This window comes from Nocardia sp. SYP-A9097, assembly GCF_009649815.1.
In the GTDB taxonomy this organism is placed as follows: domain Bacteria; phylum Actinomycetota; class Actinomycetes; order Mycobacteriales; family Mycobacteriaceae; genus Nocardia.
Map to the genome: position 1 here is coordinate 38711 of NZ_WJIC01000001.1, position 25895 is coordinate 64605.

General features: G+C 65.6%; 22 protein-coding genes. 11 read left to right on the forward strand and 11 right to left on the reverse strand.

Annotated features, from left to right (window positions below; translation table 11 throughout):
• Window positions 1-61: 61 nt before the first annotated feature.
• From GFY24_RS00205 to GFY24_RS00215, 3 genes are read left to right on the forward strand one after another with little or no spacing between them, the layout of a single operon-like run.
• Entirely contained in the window at window positions 62-1327 is a 1266-nt protein-coding gene (locus GFY24_RS00205; RefSeq protein ID WP_309230232.1) for a glycosyltransferase family 4 protein, read from the forward strand.
• Window positions 1321-2052 (forward strand): class I SAM-dependent methyltransferase, encoded by a 732-nt coding sequence (locus GFY24_RS00210; RefSeq protein ID WP_153802919.1) that lies wholly within the window; start codon window positions 1321-1323, stop codon window positions 2050-2052. Before GFY24_RS00205 ends, GFY24_RS00210 begins: the two co-directional genes overlap by 7 nt.
• The gene (locus GFY24_RS00215) at window positions 2039-3121 is read left to right on the forward strand and encodes a prenyltransferase (protein WP_309230233.1); all 1083 of its coding nucleotides are present in this window, start codon (window positions 2039-2041) and stop codon (window positions 3119-3121) included. Before GFY24_RS00210 ends, GFY24_RS00215 begins: the two co-directional genes overlap by 14 nt.
• 618 nt (window positions 3122-3739) lie before the next feature.
• On the opposite strand, the gene GFY24_RS00220 is transcribed toward GFY24_RS00215, so the two are convergent.
• Window positions 3740-5254 (reverse strand): HNH endonuclease signature motif containing protein, encoded by a 1515-nt coding sequence (locus GFY24_RS00220; protein WP_153802920.1) that lies wholly within the window; start codon window positions 5252-5254, stop codon window positions 3740-3742.
• A gap of 87 nt (window positions 5255-5341) precedes the next feature.
• Window positions 5342-5995 carry a class I SAM-dependent methyltransferase gene (locus GFY24_RS00225; RefSeq protein WP_153802921.1) on the reverse strand — a complete coding sequence of 218 codons (654 nt, stop codon included), beginning with the start codon at window positions 5993-5995 and terminating at the stop codon, window positions 5342-5344.
• Between the two features lie 118 nt (window positions 5996-6113).
• Between GFY24_RS00225 and GFY24_RS00230 the strand changes: the two genes are divergently transcribed.
• On the forward strand, window positions 6114-6674 hold the full coding sequence (locus GFY24_RS00230; RefSeq protein ID WP_309230406.1) for a helix-turn-helix domain-containing protein: 561 nt from the start codon (window positions 6114-6116) through the stop codon (window positions 6672-6674).
• A gap of 77 nt (window positions 6675-6751) precedes the next feature.
• A complete protein-coding gene (locus GFY24_RS00235; RefSeq protein WP_153802923.1) occupies window positions 6752-8101 on the forward strand; it encodes a cytochrome P450 in 1350 nt (449 codons plus the stop codon).
• Here GFY24_RS00235 and GFY24_RS00240 read toward each other — a convergent pair.
• Together GFY24_RS00240 and GFY24_RS00245 are read right to left on the reverse strand one after the other, a co-directional pair.
• Window positions 8098-8562, reverse strand: coding sequence for a glutathione peroxidase (locus GFY24_RS00240; RefSeq protein WP_153803440.1), 465 nt, complete (start codon window positions 8560-8562; stop codon window positions 8098-8100). The genes GFY24_RS00235 and GFY24_RS00240 overlap by 4 nt on opposite strands.
• Window positions 8563-8624: 62 nt before the next feature.
• Entirely contained in the window at window positions 8625-9857 is a 1233-nt protein-coding gene (locus GFY24_RS00245; RefSeq protein WP_309230235.1) for a cytochrome P450, read from the reverse strand.
• Window positions 9858-10141: 284 nt separating this feature from the next.
• On the opposite strand from GFY24_RS00245, the gene GFY24_RS00250 reads away from it, so the two are divergent.
• Window positions 10142-11779: a GMC family oxidoreductase gene (locus tag GFY24_RS00250; RefSeq protein WP_153802924.1), complete on the forward strand. Its 1638-nt coding sequence runs from the start codon at window positions 10142-10144 to the stop codon at window positions 11777-11779.
• Window positions 11780-11930: 151 nt separating this feature from the next.
• Entirely contained in the window at window positions 11931-12935 is a 1005-nt protein-coding gene (locus GFY24_RS00255; protein ID WP_153802925.1) for a TIGR03617 family F420-dependent LLM class oxidoreductase, read from the forward strand.
• 26 nt (window positions 12936-12961) lie between these two features.
• Here GFY24_RS00255 and GFY24_RS00260 read toward each other — a convergent pair whose 3' ends face one another.
• Together GFY24_RS00260 and GFY24_RS00265 are read right to left on the reverse strand one after the other, a co-directional pair.
• A complete protein-coding gene (locus tag GFY24_RS00260) occupies window positions 12962-14563 on the reverse strand; it encodes a PKD domain-containing protein (protein ID WP_194852700.1) in 1602 nt (533 codons plus the stop codon).
• A gap of 412 nt (window positions 14564-14975) precedes the next feature.
• On the reverse strand, window positions 14976-15599 hold the full coding sequence (locus tag GFY24_RS00265; protein ID WP_309230236.1) for a TetR/AcrR family transcriptional regulator: 624 nt from the start codon (window positions 15597-15599) through the stop codon (window positions 14976-14978).
• A 129-nt stretch (window positions 15600-15728) separates the two neighbouring features.
• Here GFY24_RS00265 and GFY24_RS00270 point away from each other — a divergent pair, with 129 nt between their 5' ends.
• Window positions 15729-16844, forward strand: a complete 1116-nt coding sequence (locus tag GFY24_RS00270) for a hypothetical protein (protein WP_153802928.1) — start codon at window positions 15729-15731, stop codon at window positions 16842-16844.
• 2 nt (window positions 16845-16846) lie between these two features.
• Window positions 16847-17872, forward strand: a complete 1026-nt coding sequence (locus GFY24_RS00275) for a phosphotransferase family protein (protein ID WP_228565881.1) — start codon at window positions 16847-16849, stop codon at window positions 17870-17872.
• A gap of 64 nt (window positions 17873-17936) precedes the next feature.
• On the opposite strand, the gene GFY24_RS00280 is transcribed toward GFY24_RS00275, so the two are convergent.
• Window positions 17937-19466: an MFS transporter gene (locus tag GFY24_RS00280; RefSeq protein ID WP_153802929.1), complete on the reverse strand. Its 1530-nt coding sequence runs from the start codon at window positions 19464-19466 to the stop codon at window positions 17937-17939.
• A 124-nt stretch (window positions 19467-19590) separates the two neighbouring features.
• Here GFY24_RS00280 and GFY24_RS00285 point away from each other — a divergent pair, with 124 nt between their 5' ends.
• Window positions 19591-20349, forward strand: a complete 759-nt coding sequence (locus GFY24_RS00285) for a TetR/AcrR family transcriptional regulator (protein ID WP_153802930.1) — start codon at window positions 19591-19593, stop codon at window positions 20347-20349.
• 343 nt (window positions 20350-20692) lie between these two features.
• Here the strand turns inward: GFY24_RS00285 and GFY24_RS00290 are convergent, their stop codons facing one another.
• Window positions 20693-21433, reverse strand: coding sequence for an SDR family oxidoreductase (locus GFY24_RS00290; protein ID WP_228565882.1), 741 nt, complete (start codon window positions 21431-21433; stop codon window positions 20693-20695).
• Between the two features lie 118 nt (window positions 21434-21551).
• Between GFY24_RS00290 and GFY24_RS00295 the strand changes: the two genes are divergently transcribed.
• Window positions 21552-22121, forward strand: coding sequence for a TetR/AcrR family transcriptional regulator (locus GFY24_RS00295; protein WP_153802931.1), 570 nt, complete (start codon window positions 21552-21554; stop codon window positions 22119-22121).
• Between the two features lie 42 nt (window positions 22122-22163).
• Here GFY24_RS00295 and GFY24_RS00300 read toward each other — a convergent pair whose 3' ends face one another.
• From GFY24_RS00300 to GFY24_RS00310, 3 genes are all read right to left on the reverse strand, one after another.
• The gene (locus GFY24_RS00300) at window positions 22164-23624 is read right to left on the reverse strand and encodes a catalase (RefSeq protein WP_153802932.1); all 1461 of its coding nucleotides are present in this window, start codon (window positions 23622-23624) and stop codon (window positions 22164-22166) included.
• Window positions 23625-23761: 137 nt separating this feature from the next.
• Window positions 23762-24835: a lipopolysaccharide assembly protein LapB gene (locus GFY24_RS00305; protein WP_153802933.1), complete on the reverse strand. Its 1074-nt coding sequence runs from the start codon at window positions 24833-24835 to the stop codon at window positions 23762-23764.
• Window positions 24828-25868: a tetratricopeptide repeat protein gene (locus tag GFY24_RS00310; protein ID WP_153802934.1), complete on the reverse strand. Its 1041-nt coding sequence runs from the start codon at window positions 25866-25868 to the stop codon at window positions 24828-24830. The genes GFY24_RS00305 and GFY24_RS00310 overlap by 8 nt, the downstream gene beginning before the upstream one ends.
• Window positions 25869-25895 lie beyond the last annotated feature (27 nt).

Below are 25895 nucleotides of genomic sequence, written 5' to 3' on the forward strand. Positions count from 1 at the left end.
CGACTTCTGAAATTAACACTCCCCCAGTACATTTCGTTGCGCCCCGACGAAAGGCCGAGACGTGCGCATTGCCCTGCTGTCCTACCGCAGCAAAACCCACTGCGGAGGCCAAGGGGTGTATGTCCGCTACCTCAGCCGGGGACTGGCGGAACTGGGACATGAGGTCGAGGTGTTCTCCGGGCAGCCGTACCCGGAACACCTGGATCCTCGGGTGCGGCTCACCGAGGTACCGAGCCTGGACCTGTACCGGGACGAAGATCCTTTCCGCACACCGGGATTGCGTGAGATCCGGGACGGGATCGACGTGCTGGAAGTCGCGACCATGTGGACGGCGGGATTCCCGGAACCACGGACATTCAGCATGCGGGTCGCCCGCATGCTGGAAGCGCGGGCGGCGGAATTCGATGTGGTGCACGACAATCAATGCCTCGGCTACGGATTGCTGGAAATCGCCCGGCGCCTGCCGCTGGTGGCGACCATCCACCATCCGATCACCCGGGATCGGGAAGTCGATCTCGCGGCGGCGAACTGGCGGCGAAAACCATTCCTGCGCAGGTGGTATGGGTTCCTGGGGATGCAGCAGAAGGTCGCACGGCAGCTCCCGGAGCTGATCACCGTATCGTCCTCGTCGGCGACGGACATCGTCAGCGACTTCGGCGTGAAAGCCGAGCAGATCCGCACCGTGCCACTCGGCGTCGACACCGGACTGTTCCGGCCGCGCGACGAACCTCGCGTGCGCGGCCGCATCGTCGCCGTGGCCAGCGCCGACAAACCATTGAAGGGCATCGCGCATCTGCTGAATGCTGTTGCTCGGCTGCGGGTTACGCATGACCTGGAACTGCGCCTGGTCGCCAAGCTGGAGCCGGAAGGCCCTACCGAGAAGCTGATCGCCGAACTCGGCATCGCGGATATCGTCACCGCTGTCAGCGGACTCGATGACGACGAACTCGCACGGGTGCTGGCCTCCGCGGAGATCGCCTGTATACCCTCACTGTACGAAGGGTTTTCGCTGCCCGCCGTCGAAGCGATGGCCAGTGGCACACCCCTGGTCGCCAGTCGCGCCGGAGCGCTGCCCGAGGTGGTCGGCGACTGCGCGGAACTGGTCGAGCCCGGCAATGTGGCGGAACTGACCCGAGTATTGGGCGAACTGCTCGACTCCCCGCAACGGCTGCGCGATATGGGTGCGGCGGGGCGGGCGCGGGCGCTCACCGTCTTCAGCTGGGAAGCCGTTGCCGCACAAACGGTCTCCATCTACGAACAAACCATAACCCGGCACGGCTCCCGTCCGGTCATCACCCCGATCCGCCAGGAGGCGCACACATGCTGACCGTCGACTTCGACCGCCTGGGCATCGGCCCGGGCACCCGCGTCATCGATGTGGGGTGCGGGGCCGGACGGCATTCCTTCGAGGCATATCGACGCGGCGCGGATATCGTCGCCTTCGACCAGAACGGCAGCGACCTCGCCGATGTGGATGTCATGTTCAAGGCCATGGCGGAGGCGGGCGAGGCACCCGAGTACGCCAAGGCCGAGACGGTACGCGGCGACGCCCTCGACCTGCCGTACGGGGACGGCGAATTCGATGTGGTGATCGCCTCGGAGATCCTGGAACACATTCCACAGGACGACGCGGCCATCGCCGAACTGGCGCGAGTCGTCAAACCCGGTGGCGCACTGGCGGTTACGGTGCCGCGCTGGCTGCCCGAACGCATCTGCTGGGCACTGTCCGACGAATACCACGCCAATGAGGGCGGACATGTTCGCATCTATCGGGCCGACGAACTGCGCGACAAGGTCACGGCGCGGGGTTTGAGATTTATCCACAGGGCACACGCACATGCGCTGCACTCGCCGTATTGGTGGTTGAAGTGCGCGGTCGGGGTCGGCAACGAGAAGCATCCGGCGGTGTCGGCGTATCACCGAATGCTGGTGTGGGACATGATGTCCGCACCGCAACTGACCCGCGCGACGGAGCGGTTCCTGGACCCGATCATCGGGAAGAGCGTGGCACTGTACTTCGCCAAACCGGCGGTCCGCAGTGCCCACCGCTGAGCTACCTGCGGTACCGGGGGTACTGTCGGCCCGCGACTGTCGGCTGACGGCCGAAACCATCGCGGCGACACAGGAATCCGATGGTGCGCTGCCATGGTTCACCGGCGGGCACACCGACCCGTGGGATCACATCGAGAACGCCATGGCGTTGACGGTCGGCGGACTGTGGGATCAGGCGCGCGATGCCTACCGCTGGTCGGCGAAGACTCAGCGGAGTGACGGGTCCTGGCCCATGCAGTTCCGTGCCGGGGTCATCGAGAACGCGGACAGCGATACCAACTTCTGCGCGTACATCGCGACGGGGATGCTGCACTTCCTCACCAGCACAGGCGATTCCGAGTTCGCCCGGGAGATGTGGCCGACAGTTCGCGCCGCCACGGACTTCGTACTCTCCCTGCAACAGGGGCGATTCGGCGAGATCCACTGGTCGCTCGGCGCGGAGGGCTCTTCGGGCGAGGCACTGCTCACCGGCTGCTCCAGCATTTTCCACAGCCTGCGGTGTGCGCTGGCGCTGGCGGAGCAGATGGATGACCCGCAACCCTCCTGGGAGGTTGCGGCGCTGCGACTCGGTCATGCGCTGCGCGATCACCCGGAAGCGTTTCTGGACAAGAGCCGCTACTCGATGGACTGGTACTACCCGATCCTCGGTGGTGCGATCCGGGGGCGCCGGGGCTACGACCGGATCACCTCCCGCTGGCCGGATTTCGTGATCCCGACCCTCGGCATCCGGTGTGTCTCCGATCAGCCCTGGGTGACCGGCGCGGAGACCTGCGAACTGGTGCTCGCGCTGGATGCTCTCGGGGACCAGCGGCGGGCGCGTCAGCTGTTCATCAATATGCAGCATCTTCGGGATCCGGATGGGTCGTATTGGACCGGGCTGGTATTCACCGATGGCAAGCGGTGGCCCGAAGAGCGGACCACCTGGACTGGGGGTGCCATGCTTCTTGCGGCTGATGCTCTCAGTCGGAGTACGCCGGGGAATGGCATCTTCCGCGATCTTCTCCCTGGTGTTCGGAATAGCGGCTGCTGCTGTGAGTGTGCTGCGGGCTTGTATCCGGGGCCTTCGTAGCAGGCTCGGGCGGACTACCTTCGGTTCCAGCGGGGTTCGGAGGATGGCCACGATTTTTCGGAGTGGGAACCTCATGTGCCGTACCCGGCTTTAGGTCCCCCAGTTGGGTGCCGCGCTCTCACGTTCCAGCCTGGTCGGCTGGCCGTGGGAACCTTCAGAACCACAACGACAAAAAGCAAAAGACGAAAAGACAACACGGACAGAACCAAGACCAAAGACGCCAGGACAAGAAGAACCACCGACCCGAAGTGGACAATACGGGCAAGGTGAAGGGTCTCGGAGGGGCGGCGCACACCCTTATCGACTCATCACACCCCGCGTAGTACCCGCACACCCCGTACACGGGGTGTGCTGATTAGGCACGGGGTGTGATGACCTCAAGGATGGGGGGTTTGGGGGTTTTGTCTTTGCTCGAGATCGGTACCACGGCCAGCCAGCCAGGCTGGGGCGCGAGTATTCGCGCCAAAAAAGGGGGGCGAAAGTCGGGTACGGCAGGCGAAGTAACCACTCCGAATAATCGTGGCCATCTTCCGAACCCCGCTGGAACGTTATGTCCCGCAGGGTATTCAGCTACGAAGGCCCCGGGTACATGCCGGGTCCAGGGCCGAGCAATACCGTCTAGAACGGCGCCTGCTCCCCATAGTCGGGAACGACCGGGGCACTCACTCGCACGGGCTTCCGCCGCCGTTGCGAAGGCGCGCAGTAGACATGCACCAGCTCGGTGAGCTCATTGACCGCACGCCCGGGATTGATCAGTGGCTCAACGGGTTCGGGGTCAGGCACCCCGCCCGCGGTGACCGGCGGCACCGGGATACGAGGGAAGAGAAACTTCGCACCTTCGGGGGAAGTCGTGATGGATCCACCCGTGGGCGAGCGCCATTCCACACGGCGATCCCCGTGGTGGACCACCTTCCAACCGTTCGCCCCATTGTCGGCGAGGGTCTTGAGCCGGTGATGTCGGCGGCATCGGCATCCGAGATTGGATTCCGTAGTGCGACCGCCATTTTCGGGGTCACCGTGATCGAAGCGGTCCTGATGGTCGAGGTCGGTGGCCATTGCGGGGACGGTGCATCCGGGTGCACGGCACACTCCGTCGAGTGCGCGCACCCGCCCGGCCAGCCGGGCGCCCGGCCGGTACCGCGTCTCCGCCTCGGTTCCAGCGTCGCTGCCCTTTTCGGCGGTGTTCCGGCCGGTGGCCGTTGCACGCACACGGTCGATTCCGTCGACCTCGGCGGGAATGACATCGAAGTTGGCGCAACGGGCGATCTGGCGAGCCAGTTCGGGGTCGATCGCGCCGAAGGCCGCGAGGAGGGCGGGGTTGTCCTGGAGTCCGGCGAGGGTTTCCGCCGAGACACCAACCTGGACAAGGGCTTTGCGAGCCGGAGCGGGCGGCTCGTCACCAGCGCGCGGACAGGTGTCGCGGCCGCACTGGCAGGCGAGGCGGCCGGAGCCGTCGGCGAGGGCGATAAGGGCGTCGGCACGGCGCTGGTTGGTATCGCGCGGGTCGTTGGTGCAGCACTGGGTGTTCGCCATTTCGCGCAGGCGCTCGTAGAGGGTTTGTGCGCCTTTGGCCGGGAGAACGCCGTCGAGAATCGCGGTGCCGTCATCAGCGGCCTGCACATTCACGTAGCGGTCGGCCTCGGCGGCCTTGCGGCGCGTGGTTTGACCGGCCGGGTCGAGCTCGAGCAGCCAGCGGCGCAGGGTGCGCTTCACCCGGCGCGGTTCGGCGTTCTCGGCGTAGTCCGCGATACGCGGTTCGACAAGGGCGACAAGCTCATCCGAAGCATTGTTGAGTACTTCGTGAATGGCACGAGCACGCATCAGATCGATGCGACCGTCGGCAAACGCTTCCCGCGTATTCGGCAGCCGAGCCTCGAGCGACAGCCCGAGCGCGATCACCCCGTCCGCATGCCGCTGCGAAACCTTCAGCGCCACACCGATCTCCGTAGCGGCGTCCTCCCCCGCGTACACGGCACGCACCCCGAGCTCGAGCTGCTGCGCCCGCCGCAACCGATACAGCTGCGTCATCAGCGCGGCTTCCTCAGCCTGGTTCGCAGCAATCACCGAGTGCACCGCCGCGAGTCGCTCCACCAGCTCATAGCTGGTAAGCTCCTCAACAGCGATTTCGCTCATGCATTCGATTCCATTCGCCCCGCCAGAGACACGCGATCACCCCAGCAGAGACACGCCGCGTAAACTCTTGGCAATCAACAAGTTTCGCTAGTTACAGGCGGCATTCCGCTGCAGAATCCGAAGCGACCCGGTGACCGACAGCTCACGAAACTTCCCGGAGTCCAGGGCTCGCCGGTAGATGTTGTAAGGCGCCTGCCCACCATCCGCGGGATCGGGAAACACATCGTGAATCGCCAGCAGCCCGCCACCCGCCACCCAATGCGCCCAATTGTCGTAATCCCGCTGTGCGGCCTCTTCGGTGTGGCCCCCGTCGATGAACAGCAGCCGGAGCGGCGTCCGCCAAATCCGTGCCGCGGCAACGGAAGACCCGATAATGCCGATCACCGTCTCGGCCAGTCCCGCGCGAATGATGTTGCGCCGGAACGCGGTAACCGTGTCGAAGACACCGGTCTCGGGATCCACCAAACTGGTGTCGTGATACTCCCAGCCCGGCTGATGCTCCTCCGAGCCGCCGTGATGGTCGACGGTGAACACGGTCGCGCCGGTTTCACGAGCGGCCGCACCCAGGTAGATGGCGGACTTACCGCAGTAAGTGCCTATTTCCAGGATGGTCCCGTCACCCGCGTACGTGCGGGCGGCTTCATAGAGTGCGCGGCCCTCTTCCGGCGGCATGAATCCGGTGATTTGTTCGGCCAATGCGAATAATTCAACGGCGTCGGGGGAAATGTCAGCCCGTGTCATACGAAAACCTTTCTGGGGTGCGCGCATTGATACGGATTACGTATCGGCGAGTTGCCCGGAGAGCTGGCCCATAGTAGCATCCGGACACGTGTCTGATTCTCTCTCCGACCGCCCCGTGGTGAGCCTGGAGGCCACCCGCCGCCGTCTCACCGAGAAGCAGGCCGAGACCGTCGACCGGCTCACCCGGGCGGCGATGGAGGTGCTCTCGCGGGAGGGTTTCGCGGGCCTCACCGTGCGCATGGTCGCCGCCTCGGCGGGGGTCGGTACGGCTACCGCGTACACCTACTTCTCCTCCAAGGAACACCTGGTCGCGGAGATGTTCTGGCGGCGACTGGCGTCCACTCCCCTACCGCAGCTGGAGGATGCCGACAGTACGGTGCGGGTCGTCGCGGCCCTGCGGCAGATCGCCATGCTGATGGCCGATGAGCCGGCGCTGGCGGGTGCGGTGACGAGCGCGCTGCTGGGTACCGATCCCGATGTGGCGCATCTGCGGTTGCGGATCGGGGCGGAGATTCGGCAGCGGCTGATCGACGCGCTGGGCGCGGATGCCGATCCGGAAGTCGTGGACACCCTGGAAATGTTGTATGCGGGCGCATTGCTGCGCGCGGGTATGGGTTATGCCTCGTATGCGGAAATTGCGGACCTGTTGGAGAAATCCGCGCTGCGCGCGCTCCGGTAATTGAAAATCCTTGCTGTGCAATCGCTCCCGTAGTACCGTCCAGACAGGTGTCTACTCCACTGCGGGAGGTATTTCCGATGACCTTGGTCAAGCCACGACAGGTCTCGGGCGGCGAGCATGAGCACGGCCATCTCGAGGAGTTCCGGACCGACCCCATTGCGCTGATGGCGCGGGTGCGCGCCGAATGCGGTGATATCGGGGCATTCCGGCTGGCCACGCGGGATGTCATCCTGCTGTCCGGCGCGCAGGCCAATGAGTTCTTCTTCCGGGCGGGTGATGAGGAGCTGGATCAGGCCGCCGCCTACCCGTTCATGAAGCCGATCTTCGGTGAGGGCGTGGTCTTCGACGCACCGCCGGAGCGGCGCAAGGAGATGCTGCACAACACCGCGTTGCGCGGGGATCAGATGCGCGGGCACGCCACCACGATCGCCCGTGAAGTGGATCGGATGCTGGCGTCCTGGGGTGATGCGGGCGAGATCGATCTGCTCGAATTCTTTGCCGAACTCACCATTTATACGTCTTCGGCCTGTCTCATCGGCACCAAGTTCCGCGAGGAGCTCGATGAGCGGTTCGCGCATCTCTATCACGAACTGGAGCAGGGCACCGACGCCTACTGCTACGTCGATCCGAACGCGCCGATCGAGAGTTTCCGCCGCCGCGATGAGGCGCGGCAGCAACTGGTGAAGCTGGTGCGGCACATCATGGCGGGGCGGCTCGCGAATCCGCCTGTGGGCAAAGAAGATCGGGACATGCTCGATGTCCTGGTATCGGTGCCGGACGAGCACGGGCGGCCGCGGTTCTCGGCGAGTGAGATTACCGGGATCTTCATTTCGATGATGTTCGCGGGGCACCATACGACTTCGGGGACCGCGGCCTGGACGATTATCGAATTGCTGCGGAATCCGGCCGTACTGGCCGGTGTCGTCGCCGAACTGGATGAGCTCTTCGCGGACGGCGCGGATGTGAGTTTCCATGCGCTGCGGCAGATTCCGCGGTTGGAGGCGGTGCTCAAAGAGGTGCTGCGCATGCATCCGCCACTGATCATTCTCATGCGGGTGGCGCGCGAGGAGTTCGAGGTCTGCGGTCATCGCATCGCGCCGGGGGATCTGGTGGCGGCGACACCCGCTGTCTCCAACCGGATTCCGGCGGACTTCCCGAATCCCGACACCTTCGACCCGGGCCGCTATATCGACCCGAACCAGGAGGATCTGCTCAATCGCTGGACCTGGATCCCGTTCGGCGCCGGACGTCATCGCTGCGTCGGCGCCGCCTTCGCCCTCATGCAGTTGAAGGCGATCTTCTCGATCCTGTTGCGCGACTGGGAGTTCGAGCTCGCCCAGCCTTCGGACAGCTACCGCAACGACCATTCGAAGATGGTCGTGCAGCTGGAGCAGCCCTGCGCGGTGCGGTATCGGCGACGCCGCTAGAGCGCGCCCTCGATGGCGGAGACGACCGACGGATCGGTGGGCTCGGTGCGCGGGCGGATTCGCGCGAGCACGGTGCCGTCGCGGCCGATGAGGAACTTCTCGAAGTTCCACTGCACGTCACCGGCGGTGCCGTCGGCATCGGCAACCTGGGTCAGCTCCCGGAAAAGCGGGTGCGCGCCCTCGCCGTTCACCTCCAGCTTCTCCAGCAGCGGGAAGTCGACTCCGTAAGTGGTGGAACAGAATTCGGCGATCTCCTCGGAGGTGCCGGGCTCCTGGCCCATGAACTGGTTGCAGGGTGCGCCGATCACACTGAAGCCGCGCGGACCGTAGGTCTGCTGCAGCTCGACCAGGCCGGTGTACTGGGGGGTGAGGCCGCATTTGGAGGCGACGTTGACCAGCAGCACCACCTTGTCCCCGGCCAGTTCGGCCAGGGTGGTGGGCTTATCGGTCAGGGTCTGCAATGGAATTTCGCGAAGTGAGGTCACGTCCACGAATATAGAACGGGTTCGCCGGAGCGGCCGGTTCACCCGTAGTGGACCTGCCAATGCTTGATGCCGTTGATCCAGCCCGCGCGCAATCGCTGCGGCGGCGCGACCTCGGTGAGATCCGGCATGACATCGGCGATGGCATTGAACATGAGGTCGATCTCCAGCCGCGCCAGATTCGCACCGACACAGAAGTGCGCACCGGTACCGCCGAAACCGACATGCGGATTCGGATCGCGCAGGACGTTGAACTCGAACGGCTTGTCGAACACGTCCTCGTCGAAGTTCGCCGAACTGTAGAACAGTCCCACCCGATCGCCCGCGCGGACCGCCTGCCCGCCGATTTCGGTGTCGCACAACGCCGTTCGCTGGAATGAGGTGACCGGGGTGGCCCAGCGCACGATCTCATCGGGGGCGGTGCGGGGGCGCTGTGCCCGATACAGTGCCCACTGCTCCGGATTGTCGACGAACGCCTTCATCCCGTGCGTAATCGCATTGCGGGTGGTTTCATTGCCCGCCACCGACAGCAGGATGACGAAGAATCCGAATTCGTCCGAACCCAGCGCCTCCCCGTCGATATCGGCGGTCACCAGTTTGGTGACGATATCGTCGGCGGGGCAGGCGCGGCGCTGTTCGGCCAGGTTGTAGGCGTAGCCGAGCAGTTCGGCATTGGCGGTCATATTGGCCCCGGCGAACTCCGGGTCATCGAAGTTCAGCAGCTGATTGGACCAGGTGAAGAGCTTGTGCCGATCGTTCTGCGGTACCCCGAGCAGTTCGGCGATGGCCTGCAGCGGAAGTTCGCACGCCACCTGTTCGACGAAATCGCCACCGCCGCTTGCCTTTGCCTCGGCGACAATGGCGGCGGCGCGTTCGGTGAGTGCCTTGCGCAGCCCCTCCACCGCGCGTGGGGTGAAGCCCTGCGAGACGATGCGCCGAATCTTGGTGTGTTTCGGCGGATCCATATTGATCAGCAGCGCACTGCGTGACAGTTCCAACTGTTCCGGTAGCGAATCCGCAGGCATCCGAATGATGGAGCCTTTTTCATTCGAGGACCAGATGTCCGGTCTCCGGGATATCTCCTTGACATCCTCGTATCGGGTGATCGCCCAGAAACCCGCGTCGGTGAACGGTGCCGCCTGTTCGGGTGTTTGCGCATTCCACCAGACCGGTGCGGTGCGCCGGAGCGCGGCGAACTCCTGGGCTGGACTGTGATCGGCCCACAGGGCCGGATCGGTGAAATCGAAGCCTGCCGGTAGCGACGGAACAGACACTGTTCCTCCTCGCGCATATTGCCGCTATGATCGCGAAACTGAAACGTGTTTCACATCGATTGAACCACGTGGAAGGGTGCGGCGAACCGAGTTTCGTCCACACCGACAACCGGGTTGAGCCAGCAAACCGGAAGCATCTCTAGAACAGATCGGTTGCGCCCGATGGAGCAGCGCCCAGCCCCCTGAAGTCGACCTTGTGGCTGGACATCATGTCCACTCTGTGCGCAGACTAGAACTTGTTCTACAGTGACCGCAGGCACACTCAAGGATGAGGTAACGAAGAAATGACCGCTTCTCCGCGCTCCGGGGACTCCGCAACCGAGGCCGATTACGTCGTTGTGGGCGCTGGTAGCGCCGGCGCGGTGGTCGCGGGCCGCCTGGCCGAGCGCGGCGCCAGCGTGATCCTGCTCGAGGCCGGCCGCAAGGACAACAGCCGACTGGTCACCAGCCCCGGCATGATCACCATGGTCCACACCATGCCGCCGCTGAAGCACCGCGTCACCTGGAGCCAGTACTCCGTTCCGCAGAAGCACGCCAACGATCGCAAGATCCCCATGACCCGCGGCAAGGTGCTCGGCGGTTCCAGCTCCATCAACGGCATGCTCTACGTGCGCGGCAACAAGGCCAACTTCGACTCCTGGGCCGCCGAGGGTAATACCGGCTGGTCCTACGAGGATGTGCTGCCCGCCTACAAGCGACTGGAGAACTGGGAAGGCGGCGCCAGCGATGTGCGCGGCGCGGGCGGCCCGGTCGAGGTGACCCGCCAGAGCCAGCTGACCCCGATCGCCAAGGAGTGGATGACCGCCGCCTCCGAGACCCTCGGCACGCCGGTCATCGACGACTACAACGGTGAGTCACAGGAAGGCATCTCGATCTTCCAGCAGAGCGTGCGAAACGGCCTGCGGTACAGCTCTTCTCGCGCCTTCATCACCAACCGTCCGGACTCCGGGCTGATCGTGCAGACCGGCGTGCACGTCACCCGCGTCGTGATCGAGAACGGCCGGGCCACCGGCGTCGAGGTCGCCGACAAGTCCGGCGGGCGCCGCATCATCAAGGCCGCCAAGGAGGTCATCGTCTCCGGTGGCGTCATGGGCTCCGCGCAGATCCTGATGCTCTCGGGCATCGGCCCGGCCGCGCAGCTGCGCGAGCACGGCATCACCGTGCACGCGGACCTGGCGGTCGGCCAGAACCTGCACGACCACCTGTTCGTGCCGATGACCTTCGTCTCCAAGAAGGCCCTGCACCGCGGCATTCCGACCTACTTCGCGCGCGGCATGATGCGCGAGATGCGGAACCCGGGCAGCTCCTGGATGGGCCGCACCGTCTTCGAGGCGGCCGGCTTCGTCAAGACCAAGTTCGCCGAGGGCGACCACCCGGACCTGCAGATCCACACCCTGCCGTGGAGCTACCCGACTCCCAACCAGGACGAGGACAAGATGCACATGGTGGACCGGCGCGCCGCGTTCACCGTCATGCCCAGCCTCATCTACCCGAAGAGCCGCGGCGAACTGCGCCTGGCCTCCAACGACCCGTTCGCCGCGCCGCTCATCGACCCGGGCTACCTGACCGATCCGTGGGATACCGAATTCCTGGTCGAGAGCATCAAGATGATCCGGGAAGTGATGGCGCACAAGAGCATTGCCGGCGACATCGAGGAGAACTTCTTCCCCGGCAACGAATGGGCCGACGAGTCCGCGCTGCGCCGCGAACTCCCCAACCGCGTGCACTCCATCTACCACCCGGTCGGCACCTGCCGCATGGGCGTGGACGAGCGCGCCGTGGTCGACCCGACGCTGAAGGTGCACGGCATCGAGGGCCTGCGCGTGGCCGATGCCTCGATCATGCCCAGCATCACCGGCGGCAATACCAATGCGCCGAGCTACCTGATCGGCGAGAAGTGCGCCGAGTTCATCGACGTGTAAACGCCGATCCAGACGGCGGTTTCGGAGTGCTGTCACTTCCCTTACGGCTCCGTGACCGCCGGTCGCCGGAACACTACCTTCGGTGACCACCCTCCGCCCCGGGCCTGAATCATCAGTGCCCGGGGCGGAGTTCTGCTATCGAGAGGAAGCTATGGCACCGCTGCCGCTGGATGTGTGGCTCAACGCCCCGCTCGGCGAATCCGCTTCTCGGGCCGGTGAATTGCGCGCGCTGGGGGTGGACGGAGTGTTCACCTTCGAGGGGGCGAATGATGTGTTCGCGCCGCTCTTCCTGGCGGCGGGGACCGGAATCGGCGTCATGACCAATGTCGCTATCGCGTTCCCGCGCAGCCCGATTCACCTGGCGCATGCCGCCTATGACCTGCAATCGTTGTCCGGCGGGCGATTTCGGCTCGGACTGGGATCACAGATCCGGCCGCATATCGAAAAACGGTACGGCAGCACCTGGTCCCGGCCGGTGGAGCGGATGGCCGATACCGTCACCGCGGTACGGGAGATCCTGCGCGCGTGGCAGACCGGCGCCCGGCTGGACTACCGCGGGGAGTTCTGGCAGCACACGCTGATGCCACCGAATTTCGATCCGGGACCGAACCCCTTCGGCGCGCCCCCGGTCCTGGTCGGCGCGCTCGGACCGCGCATGACCGAGATGGCGGCGCGGGTGGCGGACGGGCTGCTGGTCATGCCGTTCAATACCGAGCGGCACTTCCGCGAGCGGACGCTGCCCGCCGTCGACAAGGGGCTGGCCGGATCGGATCGGCCGTTCGAGATCATTGCCGAAGCCATTGTGGCCATGGGTAATTCGGAGCGCGAGATCGCCGAGGCACGGCAGGCGGTGCGCGCGCTGCTGGCGTTCTACGGTTCGACGCCGTCCTATCGCCCGGTGCTGGAGGTCGAAGGCTGGGCGGAGCTGCAACCGGAGCTCAATCTGCTGTCCAAGCAGGGGCGGTGGCAGGAGATGACCGGGCTGATCGATGATCCGATGGTGGATGCGCTGACCGTGAGCGGGACGCCCGCCGACTGCGCGCGACAGATCCGGGATCGCTACGGGGACAGCATTTCCCGCGTGTGCTGCTACTTTCCCGGGTATACGGTGGCCGATTCGGCCATCGCGGAATTGGCTGCCGCCCTGCATGACTGATGCCGCACGCAGGGCGGTGCCGGCGGTCAGCCGATGACGATCGGTTCCTCCAATTCGTACATGGACCGCCGCCCGGTCATATCGGTGACCACCAGCCGCGGCAGATTCGGCCCCGGATCCCGGTACTCGTGCGACACCACCGGACCGGTCGTGACCGCGTGCGCGCCATCGCCGAAGTACCAGTCGTACTGGCGAATCGCGCCGCCCGCCGGTTCTCCGTCGAAGTCCACCATCGTTCCGGTGGGACCGGCGGTGTGTGACACGGTGAACCCATTGTCCAAAGGCCCACCGCCGCCGAACCATTCGCGCACGGCCGGATTCAGCAGGAAGGTCTTGGCGTACTCGCGCGCACCATCCACGTCCGCGTGCCCGCCGACCGTGGTCCGGCACTGCGGTGGCGCTTCGATATGCGGACAGGCCAGTAGGCGCAGTGAAATCTCCTCATCGCCCAGGGGATTCATCCACGGACCGTGCCCACCACCGTCCTGACCGACCAGACCGTCGGCGGCGACCGCGTACACCTCGCCCGCAGCGGTATTGGCCCGGTCCGCCGCCTGCCGGAACGTTTCGGCCGAGACCCGGATGAACTCGGACCATCGGGCGCGCAGACCCTCCGGAGTGCCGGGTGTGTCCCGGCCGTGGAAGTAGTTGGATACCAACACCTTCGGCTTACCGGGCAGGGCGTGCGCCTTCTCGATGGCGGCCTGCATACCCCGCCCGCCGTAGCCGAGTTTCGCGCCGCTGAAGTAGGGCACATGCGCGGCCGGATTCACCGCGTCCGCTCCGACGCCCCCGCATTCGCGGGTGACCGCGGCGGTCAGATCCTTGGTGCCGGGGGTGACGCCGACCGGAATGCCGTACAGCGGATCCAGGTCGTTGATGCAGCCGTCCAGGAGCACCAGGTCCACCGGGTAACCGCCGGCGCGGGCTTCGGCTCCGGCCCGGTCCAGTTGGCAGAACACATCGGGGAGTTCGTCGGTGCCGGATTCGTCGGCGGTACCGGCGTCGACCGGGCAGTTCGTATCGTCCGCGGCGGTGTGCAGGCCGGGCGCGTCCAGCGCCGCGCCGGAGACCGAGTAGTCGTGTAGCCGGGCGGTGCGGCCGGTCTGCGTGCCGAGGGTCTCCGCGGTGAGATCGGCGAAGGTGCGATCCAGGTCCAGACCCTGCCCCCAGGTGACCGAGTCGCCCGCCGAAACCACATGCAGCGGGCTGCATTCGCGGCTCACCCGCAGATTCCACGGCTTGCCGTAGCCGCCGACCTCGCCGCCGGGGACTCTGGCGCGGGCGTCCACCCGTAGTCGGCCGTCGGCGGGTAGCTCATCCTGGCGGATATCGAATCCGACCGTCATCACATCATTGTTGACCGGGGTGATGCCGGTGCGAATCGGTTGTCCGCCACCGAGAATGCGCCACTCCACATCGGCGTGCGCGGGTACGCCCGGCGGGAAGTACACGGCCGTGGTGCCGTGTAGCGCACCGTCGCACTGTCCGGCGGCGGGGGTGCTGACATCGATGATCAGCGGTAGTTCGGTGATATCGGCCCTGGCAAGTGGCCCGGCCACCGCGGTAGCACCCACCAGCGTGGGCAGCACCGCCGCCCGGCACCAGCGGGATCGCCACAACTTCACATGCGCCTCCTGAGAGTTCCGCAACTTGACAGCAGCCATAGTGCGGGCGACTCGCGCAGCGCCGACCAGGCGCGCCGGATTGGCCGAATTTAGTCCTTTTGACCGGCGTGTCTGCTGGTCTACGGCGTTTCGACGGAGCTGCAAGATCTTCTTAAGGCCGTGCCAAGGGCCGCGACACATCGTTGTCTACGACGCCGGGTCCGCCCGGCGTCGCACCCGGCCGGGGGAGCGCTGGGGCACGACCCGTCCACGAGGGGTGTCGGGTCGTGCCCCAGGGGCCGGATCGGCGAATTCCTGTAATACGCGGGTTGCGCCCGGTGATCTTGTTCACGGGTATCGTTGAGGCAAGTGCGCCAAGGAGATTGGATCCGACGATGGAAACAGTGATCGTCTTTTTACTGGCTTGCGCGATCTACTGGTTCGGCCTCATACGCTGACCGGCCGGAGTCGCTGCCACCGCCACCAGGGCATCGGCGATCTGGGCGCAGAAGACGTCAGCGTCATCGGTGCCGTGGGTGAGAGCCCGGAAGAGCGTCGCACCGCGCAATAGTTCGAAGACGGCGTCGGCATCGCAGTCCGGTGCGGCCTGGCCCAATTCCGCCGCACCGGTCAACAGCTCCCGGAGCACCTCGCGGGTCGGGAGCTCGCCGCGGTCCAGCAGGCGGCGGTAGCTGTCGTGGTCGTCGTGATACTCCGAGAGCAGACCGGGAATGGCCGAGCGGGCCGCCGGATGGGCCGATGCGGCCAGGAACAGGCGAGTCCAGGCCAGCAGATCCGCCCGCAGATCACCACTCGGCTCGGGGTGCGCGAACTCGTCCAGAGCGAAGATCGCGTCTTCCACCAGCGCCCGCTTACTGGACCAGCGGCGGTAGATAGAGGTGGTGACCACACCCGCGCGACGCGCCACCGCGGCAATGGTGGTGGCCTGGTACCCATCGCTGACCAGCAATTCCTGCGTCGCGGTCAATAGCTGTTCATCCAGCTGCGGATCGCGGGGACGTCCCGGGCCGGAGCGTATCGGCTGGGGTGCGCTCACCGGGTCCTCCCAAAACTTCTCGAAAAAATTTCCGGGTTTGAGGTTACATCTAGAACGTGTTTCAAATACGCTGTGCCTCGTATTCGAATTGTGTGGCCGCGGCCACATTCCAATGAGAGGTACTCGTCGATGTTGACGCCCCAGGACGAACTGCTCTGCCACCAGCTGCCGACCACTTTCGACCACGTCCAGCAGAGTGACCTGCGCTGGACCGAGCGCGTGGTGATGTACGGCTTCGACAAGACCAAGCGGGTCAGCGTGATGACCGGTATGGCGCGGTACCCCAACCGCAACCTCATCGACGCCTACGCCATGATCACCATCGGCGACAAGGCACACACCATCCGCATGTCGCGGCAGATCGACACCCGCTACGACGGCCTCGGCTCCTGGACGGTCGGGCCGTTCACCTACGAGATCATCGAGCCCCTGAAGAAGGTGCGCGCGACCCTCGTCGACAATGAGCACGGCATCAAGCTGCAGCTCGAACTCGACGGGCAGTTCGCGGCTTACGAGCAGGAGCCCGCGTTCTTCCGCACCCGCGGCCGCGTGCGCGAGGATGCTCGGCGGTTCTACCAGAACGGAATCGTCTCCGGATTCCTGGAGGTCGAGGGCGAGCGCATCGAGATCGATCCCTCGAACTGGTGGTTCGGGCGCGACCACTCCTGGGGCACCCGGCACGGCGGTGGCGGCGGCGCGATCAACGAGGGCGGCGGCATCCTGCAGCCCGGCGAGATCCCGGACGGCGTCCTCTACTACATGGGCATCTTCCAATTCGATGACGAGCTGGTGCATTTCGCGCAGCGCGAGACCCCCGATGGCCACCGCTGGCACTTCGAGGGCAACGTACTGCCCCCGCTCGGCTCGGACGCCTCACCGCAGCCGGTGCGCGACGCGAGCCACGAACTGACCTTCCGCGACGACTTCCGGATTGTCAGCGGCGGCACCTTCAGCATCGTCGACGCGGCGGGCAAGACCCGCGAATTCACCATCACCCCGGTCGGTGACTTCTGGCCCGGCCTGGCCGGCTACGACAACTACCGCGGCTACTCCTCGGGCGTCTGGAAGGGCGAGGAGTGGAGCGACAGCTTCGTCGCCGACCTCACCGACACCGCCGACCTCAAGCAGGTCAGCATGCTGAGCGAGACCTTCTGCCGCATCGAGACCGAGGGCAAGGTCGGCTACGGCCTGGTCGAAATGGTCTTCATGGGCCGCAATGAAAAGTACGGGTACGAGGGGTACTGAGCTTGAGCACCGAACGACTGCCCGCAGAGCGGCTGGCAGCGGCCCTGGAACCGCATCTACACCAGAACTTCCCGGTATCCGGCGCCGCCCAGGTCCGTAGCTTCAATCGCACCGAACGCGGTTTCGCCACCGAGACATACCTTTTCGAGCTCGAGGACGAAAGCGGTACGCTGCCACTGGTTTTCCGGCGGCCACCGGAGATGTCACTGTTCCCGGACTACGACCTGCTGCGGCAGGTGCTGGTCATGCAGCGGCTGGCCACCACCGATCTTCCGGTGGCGACCCCGATCTGGCTGGACCGGACGGACGAGCAACTGGGCAGCCCGTACTTCGTGATGAGCAGACTGCCGGGCACCGCGCCCGGCGACTATCCGTCATATCACGTCACGGGCACCTATTTCGAGGCCACGCCCGAGCAGCGCGCCCGCATGTGGTGGGGGTGTATCGACACCATCGCCGATATCCACCAGTTGGATTGGCGGGCACTGAATCTGGACTTCCTGGCGCTGCCGAAACATGGCGATCAGCCGGTGGAACAGGTCGTCAACTACCTGGACGCGACCTTGCGCTGGGCAACCGAAGGCGACCTTCCGGAGACCTACGCCAAGGCCATCACGTACCTGCGGGACAACCTCTACGAACCCGAGCATCTCACCCTCTGCTGGGGTGACTCGCGTATGTCGAACATCCTGTACGACGAGGACTTCCGAGTCACCGGCGTGCTCGACTGGGAGATCGCGTACCTCGGGGACCACGAGGCGGATCTGGCCTGGATGCTGTTCATGGACTGGGCCAGCTCCACCTTCGAAGGCCACGACCCGCTGCCCGGTACGCCGACCCGCGAGGAGACCATCGCCTACTACGAGAAGCGCACCGGAATGCAGGTGCGCAACCTGGTCTACAACGAGATCCTGGCGGCCGTACTGCTGTCGGTTCCGTTGCTGCGCATGGCGAATCGGATCCAACTCCCGCCGGAGATGAATATCACCGGCTTCTGCACCACCCGAATCGAGCAGCTGCTGCCCTAGCGGCTGCTTCGCAAAAGGACTCCGCCCCCGGGACTGGCACCGGGGGCGGAGTTCTTTGTTCCGGCTAGTGGGATTCGACCAGATCCTGCGCCGGAACACTCTCCGGCGCTGCGGCTTTCGCGCCCCGCATCAGGAAGAAGGCGACCACACAGGCGGCCAGCACGCTGATCGCACCCGCCGTGAAGGTGATGGACATGGCGCTCGTGAACGCCTCCCGGGCCGCCGCGACAATCGTGGCGTCACCGCTGTTGATGGCCGGGGCGAGATTCTCGCGGACCGTGTCCGGAGCCGACTCCGGCATGCCATCGGTGTACGAATTCGCCAGGATCGCACCGAGAATCGCCACGCCCAGCGCGCCGCCGGTCTGCTGAATCGTGTCGTTCAGCGCCGAACCGACACCGGCCTGCTCCGGCGGCACCGCACCCATGAGCGCACCGATCGCGGCGGGCATGGCCAGACCCGCGCCGCCACCGACCAAGGCCATGGCCACGGCGGGCATCCAGAAACCGGAGTCGACGGTCAGCGTGGTGAGCACCCCGGTACCGGCCGCCAGCACCAGCAGGCCACCGATGGTCATGGTGCGCACGCCCAGCTTGCCGACCAGTCCGGCACCGACACCCTGGCAGACCAGCGCGGCCAGGGCCATCGGAGTGAAGGCCACCGCGGTCTTGATCGGCGAGTAGCCGAGCACGAACTGTAGATACTGCGTAAGCACCAGCAGCAGACCGGCATTGGCGAAGACCACCAGCACCAGGGAGAAGCTGGAACCGGTGAAGACGCGATTGCGGAACAGGTGCATCGGCACCATCGGGTGCTCGGCCTTCAGCTCACGAATAATGAAGGCGGAGAAGCCGATCACGGCCAGGATCAGTGACGGCCAGACACCCTCGATGCCCTTGGCCGGGAATTCGATAATGGTCCAGACCAGCGCGGTGGTGCCGACGATGGACAGCACCATGCCCGACAGATCCGGCGTGGTCCACGGGCCCTTCGACTCCGGCATGAGCGCCAGCGCGGCAATAATGGCGACCGCGGCGATCGGAACATTCAGCAGGAAGACCGAACCCCACCAGAAGTGGTTGAGCAGTACGCCACCCATGACCGGGCCGCCGACCATACCGACCATGGCCACCGCACTCCAGGCGGCAATGGCCTTGGGGCGTTCCTCCTCGTCGAACACGGTGATCAGGATGGAGAGCGTGCTCGGCATGATGAGCGCGCCGCCGATTCCCATGATCACGCGGCCCGCGATCAGCGTTTCGGGTGTCGAGGCGTAGGCGGCCAGCAGCGAGGCGGCGCCGAACAGGGCCAGGCCGATCACCATTACCAGCCTGCGGCCGAAACGGTCCGAGAGGCTGCCCGAGGTGAGCAGCAGGCCCGCGAAGACCAGGATGTAGGAGTCCAGCACCCACTGGATGTCCTGGGTGGTGGCGCCCAGATCGGTGGAGAGCTGCGGGATCGCGACATTGAGCACCATATTGTCGATCACCAGCACGAGCGAGCTCAGGCAGAGCACGATCAGAATCAGCCAGCGCCTCGGATTGCGCTGTGCCACGGGTGAAGTCACCGCCGCGGCCAAGTCCTTCGCAGTCATTTCTTTCCCCTTCGGAGTGCCTTCCGCACAGTGTGCGGTGTTGTCGAACACTGTACGGCATCCGTACAGTGTTCGCAAAACCGAACGCTGTATTAGACTTTCGAAGAGCGAAGGAGCCGAAACCATGGGCGAGGCAGAACAGCAGATTCAATCGGTGTGGACCCGGGAACCGCAGCGCAGCCGTCGCCGCGATCAGCCCGCGCTCAGCCGGGATCAGATCGTCTCCGAAGCGCTCGCCCTACTGGACGAGGAGGGCATGGAGGCGCTGAGCATGCGCAAGCTCGGCACCCGGCTCGGCGCGGGCGCGACCTCGCTCTATACGCATGTGGCCAATAAGGAAGAGCTCATGGAGCTCATTACCGATGCGGTATTCGGTGAACTCGACCCGCTGGTCGTGGGATCCGAGGGCTGGCGCGCGGCCATGCTGGCCTTCAGCCACGATCTGCGCGCGATGATGCTGCGGCATCCATGGCTGTCCTCGGCGCTCGGCGAAATGGGCCTGCTCTACCTCGCGCCGAATATGTTGCGGCTCAACGAATCCGTGCTCACCCTGCTCGAAGATGCCGGCTTCCCGCCCGACGACGCCGACACCGCCGTGACGGTGATCTTCTCCTTCGTCATCGGCTTGGCGCTGAGTGAGGCCGCCGCCGCCATCACCATTCGGCGCAGCGGCCTCGACGAGGTCGAGTGGTATCGAAAGCTCATGCCCGCCGCCGAAATCGCCGCCAGGCCCTACCCGACCCTGCATCGGCGCTATATCAACTTCGACGAGAAGACCGCCGGGCCCGACGTCGATCTGCATCGGATGCGGACCGGGGCCTTCGATATTCAGATCAACCGCATTCTCGACGGGCTCGATCCGGAGTTTCGCGCCGGACGCTGAATCAGGCTGCGGCAGTGGATATTCGGCGGCGATGAGCCGGGGCCTCCAGCATGACGGACCCGGCCGGCAGCACCGCGAGCGCGGTGAGCAGTGCCCGCGAATACCGCCATACCGACCACGCCTACCAGACCGAAGGTGGTGATCAGCCGGTGCGCGACATTGTCCCGATCGGCGCGATTGGCATGCACCGCATACAGCGACGAAGACCAGATCCCCGAAGAGTTCGAACCAGGTGGCACGGCGCGGAGTGAGCTGCGGGTCTGACATTCCCGCAGCGTATCGACCGATAGCCGCCGACGCCCCTGCTCGCGGCCCGTATTCCCTTACGGCGAACAGGAATTGATCAGCGCCCGGTCGGGAGGTTCGCGCCACCGGTGACATCCAGGACCACACCGGTGATGAAGCCATTGGTGGCGAGGGAGTGCACGGCGCGGGCGAGCTCCTCCGGATGGCCGACCCGGCCGACCGGGGTGGTGGCGGCCAGGCCGTCGAAGAGGTTGCGGCGCTGGTCATCCGGGATACGGTCCCACCACGGGGTGTCGATGACACCCGGGGAGACGGCGTTGATGCGGATGGGGGCGAGTTCGACGGCGAGCGGGGGGACCATGGCCTGCAACGCGCCGTTGATTGCGGCCAAACCGGCGGTGCCCGCGAAGGCGGCACGGGCGGAGGCGGCGGTGATCAGGGTGACCGAACCGGTCGGATTCAGGTGCGGGAGTGCGGCTTTCAGAATGCGGACCTGGGGCCAGAACTTCTGGGTGAAGCCGGACTCCAGATCGTCCAGGTTCAGGTCGGCGAAGACACCGCTGCCGGCCGCGCCACTGACCGCGATGACCAGGTGGTCGACGGGGCCGGACTGCGCGAAGAAGGCCGCGATTTCGGCCCGGTCGGTGGCGTCCATGCGGTAGCCGGTGCTCTTGCCGCCGATACGGGTCAGGGCGGCGTCGATCTTGTCCTGGGTGCGGCCGGTAATGATCACCTCGGCCTGCGCCGCGGCGAAGAGGGTGGCGGTGGCCTCGCCGATGCCGGAGCTGCCGCCCATGACGACTACGCGCTGCGCGGTGGCCGAATCCGCTGTGGTCATGTCGAATGCCTTTCGGTTGGTGTCCCGCCCTATGCTTACGAGACTCGCAGTCTCGACAACGCCGTTATCGAGACTTTTAGTCTCGGCAAATCGGTGAGTTGAGTCACAGGAGGTCGGCATGGAACGTCCGCATACCGGGCGGCGGCGCAATGAGGCGACGCACCAGGCGATTCTGGACGCCACGCTGGAGCTGCTCGCGAAGTCCGAAGGGGCGACGGTGAATATCGACGCCATCGCGCGGACGGCCGGGGTCGGGAAGCAGACCGTCTATCGATGGTGGCCGTCGAAGGGGGCGCTGCTGCTGGACGCGCTCACCGATCGGTCCGAACAGGACGTGCCCGCCGTGGACACCGGGTCGCTGCGCGAGGATCTGTTGATTCTGATCGAGTCCACATTCGCGGGGGCACAACGTAAACCGACCGCACCCGCGCTGCGGACCGTGGTGCGGGAAGCCGCGTGGGATGACCACCTCGCCGAACTCATGCGGAAGTTCACCCTGGAACGGCGGGAAGTCGCGCGGGAGATTCTCGCGCGGGGACAGCAGCGGGGAGAACTACGGGCGGACGCGGATCTGGATCTGATGCTGGATCAGTTCTACGGATTGTTCTGGTATCGGTTCCTGATCGGGCACGCACCGCTGGATCGAGAGACCGCCGCGGAATTTACCGACGCGCTGCTGAAACAGTAACGCCCGCACCATGATTCGTGGTGCGGGCGCTGCGTTCTTCTTCTAGCTGTTCATCCCCGCGCGCACGCCTTCCTCGATGCGCTTGCCCAGGTCCGAGTCCACGCTCTTCCAGTACTCGAAGACCCGGCTCAGCACCGGCTCCCGCACGCCGCCGAGCACATGGCCAACCACATTGCCCACCAGGCGATCTCGCTCACCGTCGTCGAGCACCTCGCGAACCATGGTGCCCGCCTGGGTGAAGTCGCCGTCCTCGGCGTGCTCGATATAGCCCGCGTGCACCATGGTCGGCTCGAAGTCCCAGATACCGCCGTCGGGTGCGAGCTCCGGCTCGGCGTGCGGGCCGCCGAACGAATTCGGTGCGTACACGGGCGTATTCGCGTCGTTGTACGCGTACCGCATCGCGCCCTCCTTGGAGTAGGAGTTCACCTGCGCCGCCTTGGCCTGGTTGGGTGGCAGCTGCGCGTAATTGGTGCCGATGCGGTAGCGGTGCGCGTCGCCGTAGGCGAAGACGCGGCCCAGCAGCATCTTGTCCGGTGAGAAGCCGATGCCCGGAACCACGTTCGAGGGTTCGAAGGCGGCCTGCTCGATCTCGGCGAAGTAATTGCCCGGATTGCGGTTCAGTGTCCACTTGCCGACCTCGATCAGCGGGTAGTCCTGATGCGACCACACCTTGGTCAGATCGAACGGGTTGAACCGGTAGCCCGCCGCGTCGGCGAGCGGCATCACCTGCACATGCAGTGTCCAGCTGGGGAATTCGCCGCGCTCGATGGACTCCCACAGATCCTGGCGGTGGAGATCCGGATCGGTGCCGGCGAGGGTGTCGGCCTCGGCCTGGGTCAGGCTCCGCACACCCTGATCGGTCTTGAAGTGGTACTTCACCCAGAAGCGCTCACCCGCGGCATTGATCCACTGGTAGGTGTGCGAACCGTAGCCGTTCATATGCCGGTAGGACCTGGGGATACCGCGATCGCCCATCAGCCAGGTCACCTGGTGTGCGGTCTCCGGGCGCAGGGTCCAGAAGTCCCACTGCATATTGTGATCGCGAAGTCCGTTGCCGGGCAGGCGTTTCTGCGATCGGATGAAGTCCGGGAACTTGATCGGATCCTTGATGAAGAAGATCGGGGTGTTATTGCCGACCAGGTCGTAATTGCCGTCGGGGGTGTAGAACTTCACCGCGAAACCGCGCGGATCGCGCCAGGTGTCGGGGCTGCCCTGCTCACCGGCGACGGTGGAGAAACGCACCAGCGATTCGGTGCGCGCGCCCGGCTGGAACAGCTTGGCCTTGGTGAAGCGGCTGACATCGCCGGTAACCACCAGTTCGCCGAACGCGCCCGCACCCTTGGCGTGCACAATCCGCTCGGGCACCCGCTCGCGGTTGAACTGGGCCAGCTTCTCGATCAGATAGTGGTCGTGCAGCAGGATCGGACCCTGGGTTCCGGCGGTGAGCGATTCGTCGTCGCTGACTACCGGGGTGCCGGTATCGGTGGTGGTCGGCTTGGTCATTCGACGCCTCCTTCGGATGCGGGAAGTGCACATGCGGGGCAACGACCCAGGTAGGAGGGGCGCACCCACGACACAGTCGACATCTACGACAGTGCCACAACCTTGCGCCATTTTCTGGAATTAGTCAAGAAAAGGATTCACTGGAAGGGATTGACGCCAGGTGGAACCGTCAATCGCGGGGTCGCGGGGGTCGTCGGGACCACCGGCGGCTGGTTGCGGAACGTCGGACGCGGGATATTCGACGGCCATTCCCGCGGGATGTCCGGCGGGAAGCTGGGGAGCGGGCGATAGGTTGCCGGAGGTGTGCGCATCCACGACGGGATGACCGGAGGCGGGGTGTGCACGGGGCCGCTCGAATCATTGGAGGCACCCGCCGCGATCAATCGGATCACGATCAGCACCAGCACCCCGATCCCCCATCGGGCGGCGCGACCGCCGCCCGATTTCTTCGTGGTGTCGTAGATGAATTGCGGCTGCGGGGTGGTGGCATAGCGGTTCGCCAGCCGGGCGTCCTCCTGCGCCAGCCACTCCAGATGCTCGCGCACCGCGGTCCCGTACTCCGGGTCCAGCAGCGCGACGCGGCGCAATTGTTCTTCTCCCACAGCGCGATTGCCGCGACCGATATCCATCAGCGCCAGCTCGTACAGTGCCTCCGCGTTCGCCGGGTCCAGGCGCAGCGCCTCCCGGAATGCCACCTCGGCCTGCTCGGTGTTGTTCTGCCCCTCGAGGTTTCGGCGCAGAATGAAACCGCGCAGCAGATGCACGCTGACATCGTCGGGATCGCGTGCGAGTGCCGTCTCCAGCGTTTGCAAGGCCCCCCGCGGATCCTTGTCCCGCTTGGTGGAGGCCAGGATTCGCAGATTGTCGGTGTTCCCCGGATCGATCTTCACCGCCTGCTCGGCCGCCGCCACCGCCCGCCCCCGATGCTCCCGCGCCGCCTCGGGACCCAACTCGGCATCGCGGGCCATGCCCAACTCGGCCAGTGCCCGCACCCGCCAGGCGAAGGTGTTCTCCGGGTCACCGCGCAAGGCCGCGGCGCTGTACTCCACGGCCCGTGGATACTCTTTGATCCGCAACACCACATTGGCCATATCCGCCAGTGCCACAACATCTTCCGGATCCCCGGCGAGCACCTCCCCCAGCATCTCCCGAGCCGAGTCCAGCCGCCCCAAACTCGCCAGCACCCGAGCCTTCTCGATCCGGCTATCCATGCGGCACCGGCTGCTGCGATCTCAGATCGGACAGAAAGCCCGGATCACTCCATGGGTTGTAGGGCGGGACCTGCCTTGTCGGGGTCACCGTCGCCGGATGATGACCGTCCGAATCCGCCGAACAGCTACTCAGCATGAGCCGCAGGAGCAGCAGCACCGGGAAGAGCAGCAGCCATGCACCACGAGATCGTCGCGGCCGGTGCAGGGGGGTGGCGGCGGCCAACTCGCGGGTGCTCGGGCCGCCGGTCGGCCCCGCCGGGTCCGGTTCGGGCGGATGCGATTTCACCGCTTCGTCGGTGTCGGCCGTATCGACCGGGGCCAGCCGCGCGCATTCCTCCTCGATCTTGTCGATGTACTGCCGCGCCGAATCACCGATCCCCGGATCGAGCCGCGCGGCCATACGAAAGTGGTCGAGGGCCAGCTCGCGGCCACCGAGGTCGTACTCGAGGCGCGCCAACTCGAACGCGACCGCGGCGTTCTCCGGGTCCAGCCGCAGCGCTTCGCGGTAGGCCGCCTCGGCCTGTTCGGTGAATTCGGGACCGCGCGCCCACAGCTGGCGAAGCGCCACACCGCGCACCGCATGGAGTCCCGCCTGGTCAGAGTCGATCTCCAATGCCCGGTCCAGGGTCGCCAAGGCGGCATCCGAATCGGTAGCACTTTGCACTACAGCGAGGAAGCGAAGATTGTCGACGTCCACCGGGTCGAGTTCTACCGACCGCGCCGCCGCGCGCAGCGCCTCGTCATATTGCATTCGCCGTATCTTGGAGTCGTCCGGGGTTGCACGCATCATCTCCCAAAACCCCATCGCTCGGTAGCGCCAGAAACACGATGCCTCCGGATACGCCCGGAGCCCGACCGCGCTGCACCGCAACGATCGCTCGACCTCGCCGAGACGAAGAGCGACCAGCGACATGTGAACCAGTGCCGCCCAGTTCTCCGGCTCCCCGGCGAGCACCTCCCCCAGCAGCTCCCGGGCACCCTCCAGTCGCCCGAGCTCCGCCAGCACCCTGGCCTTCTCGATCCTGCTATCCATCCCCCGAAAACCTCTCAGAACAAGCTC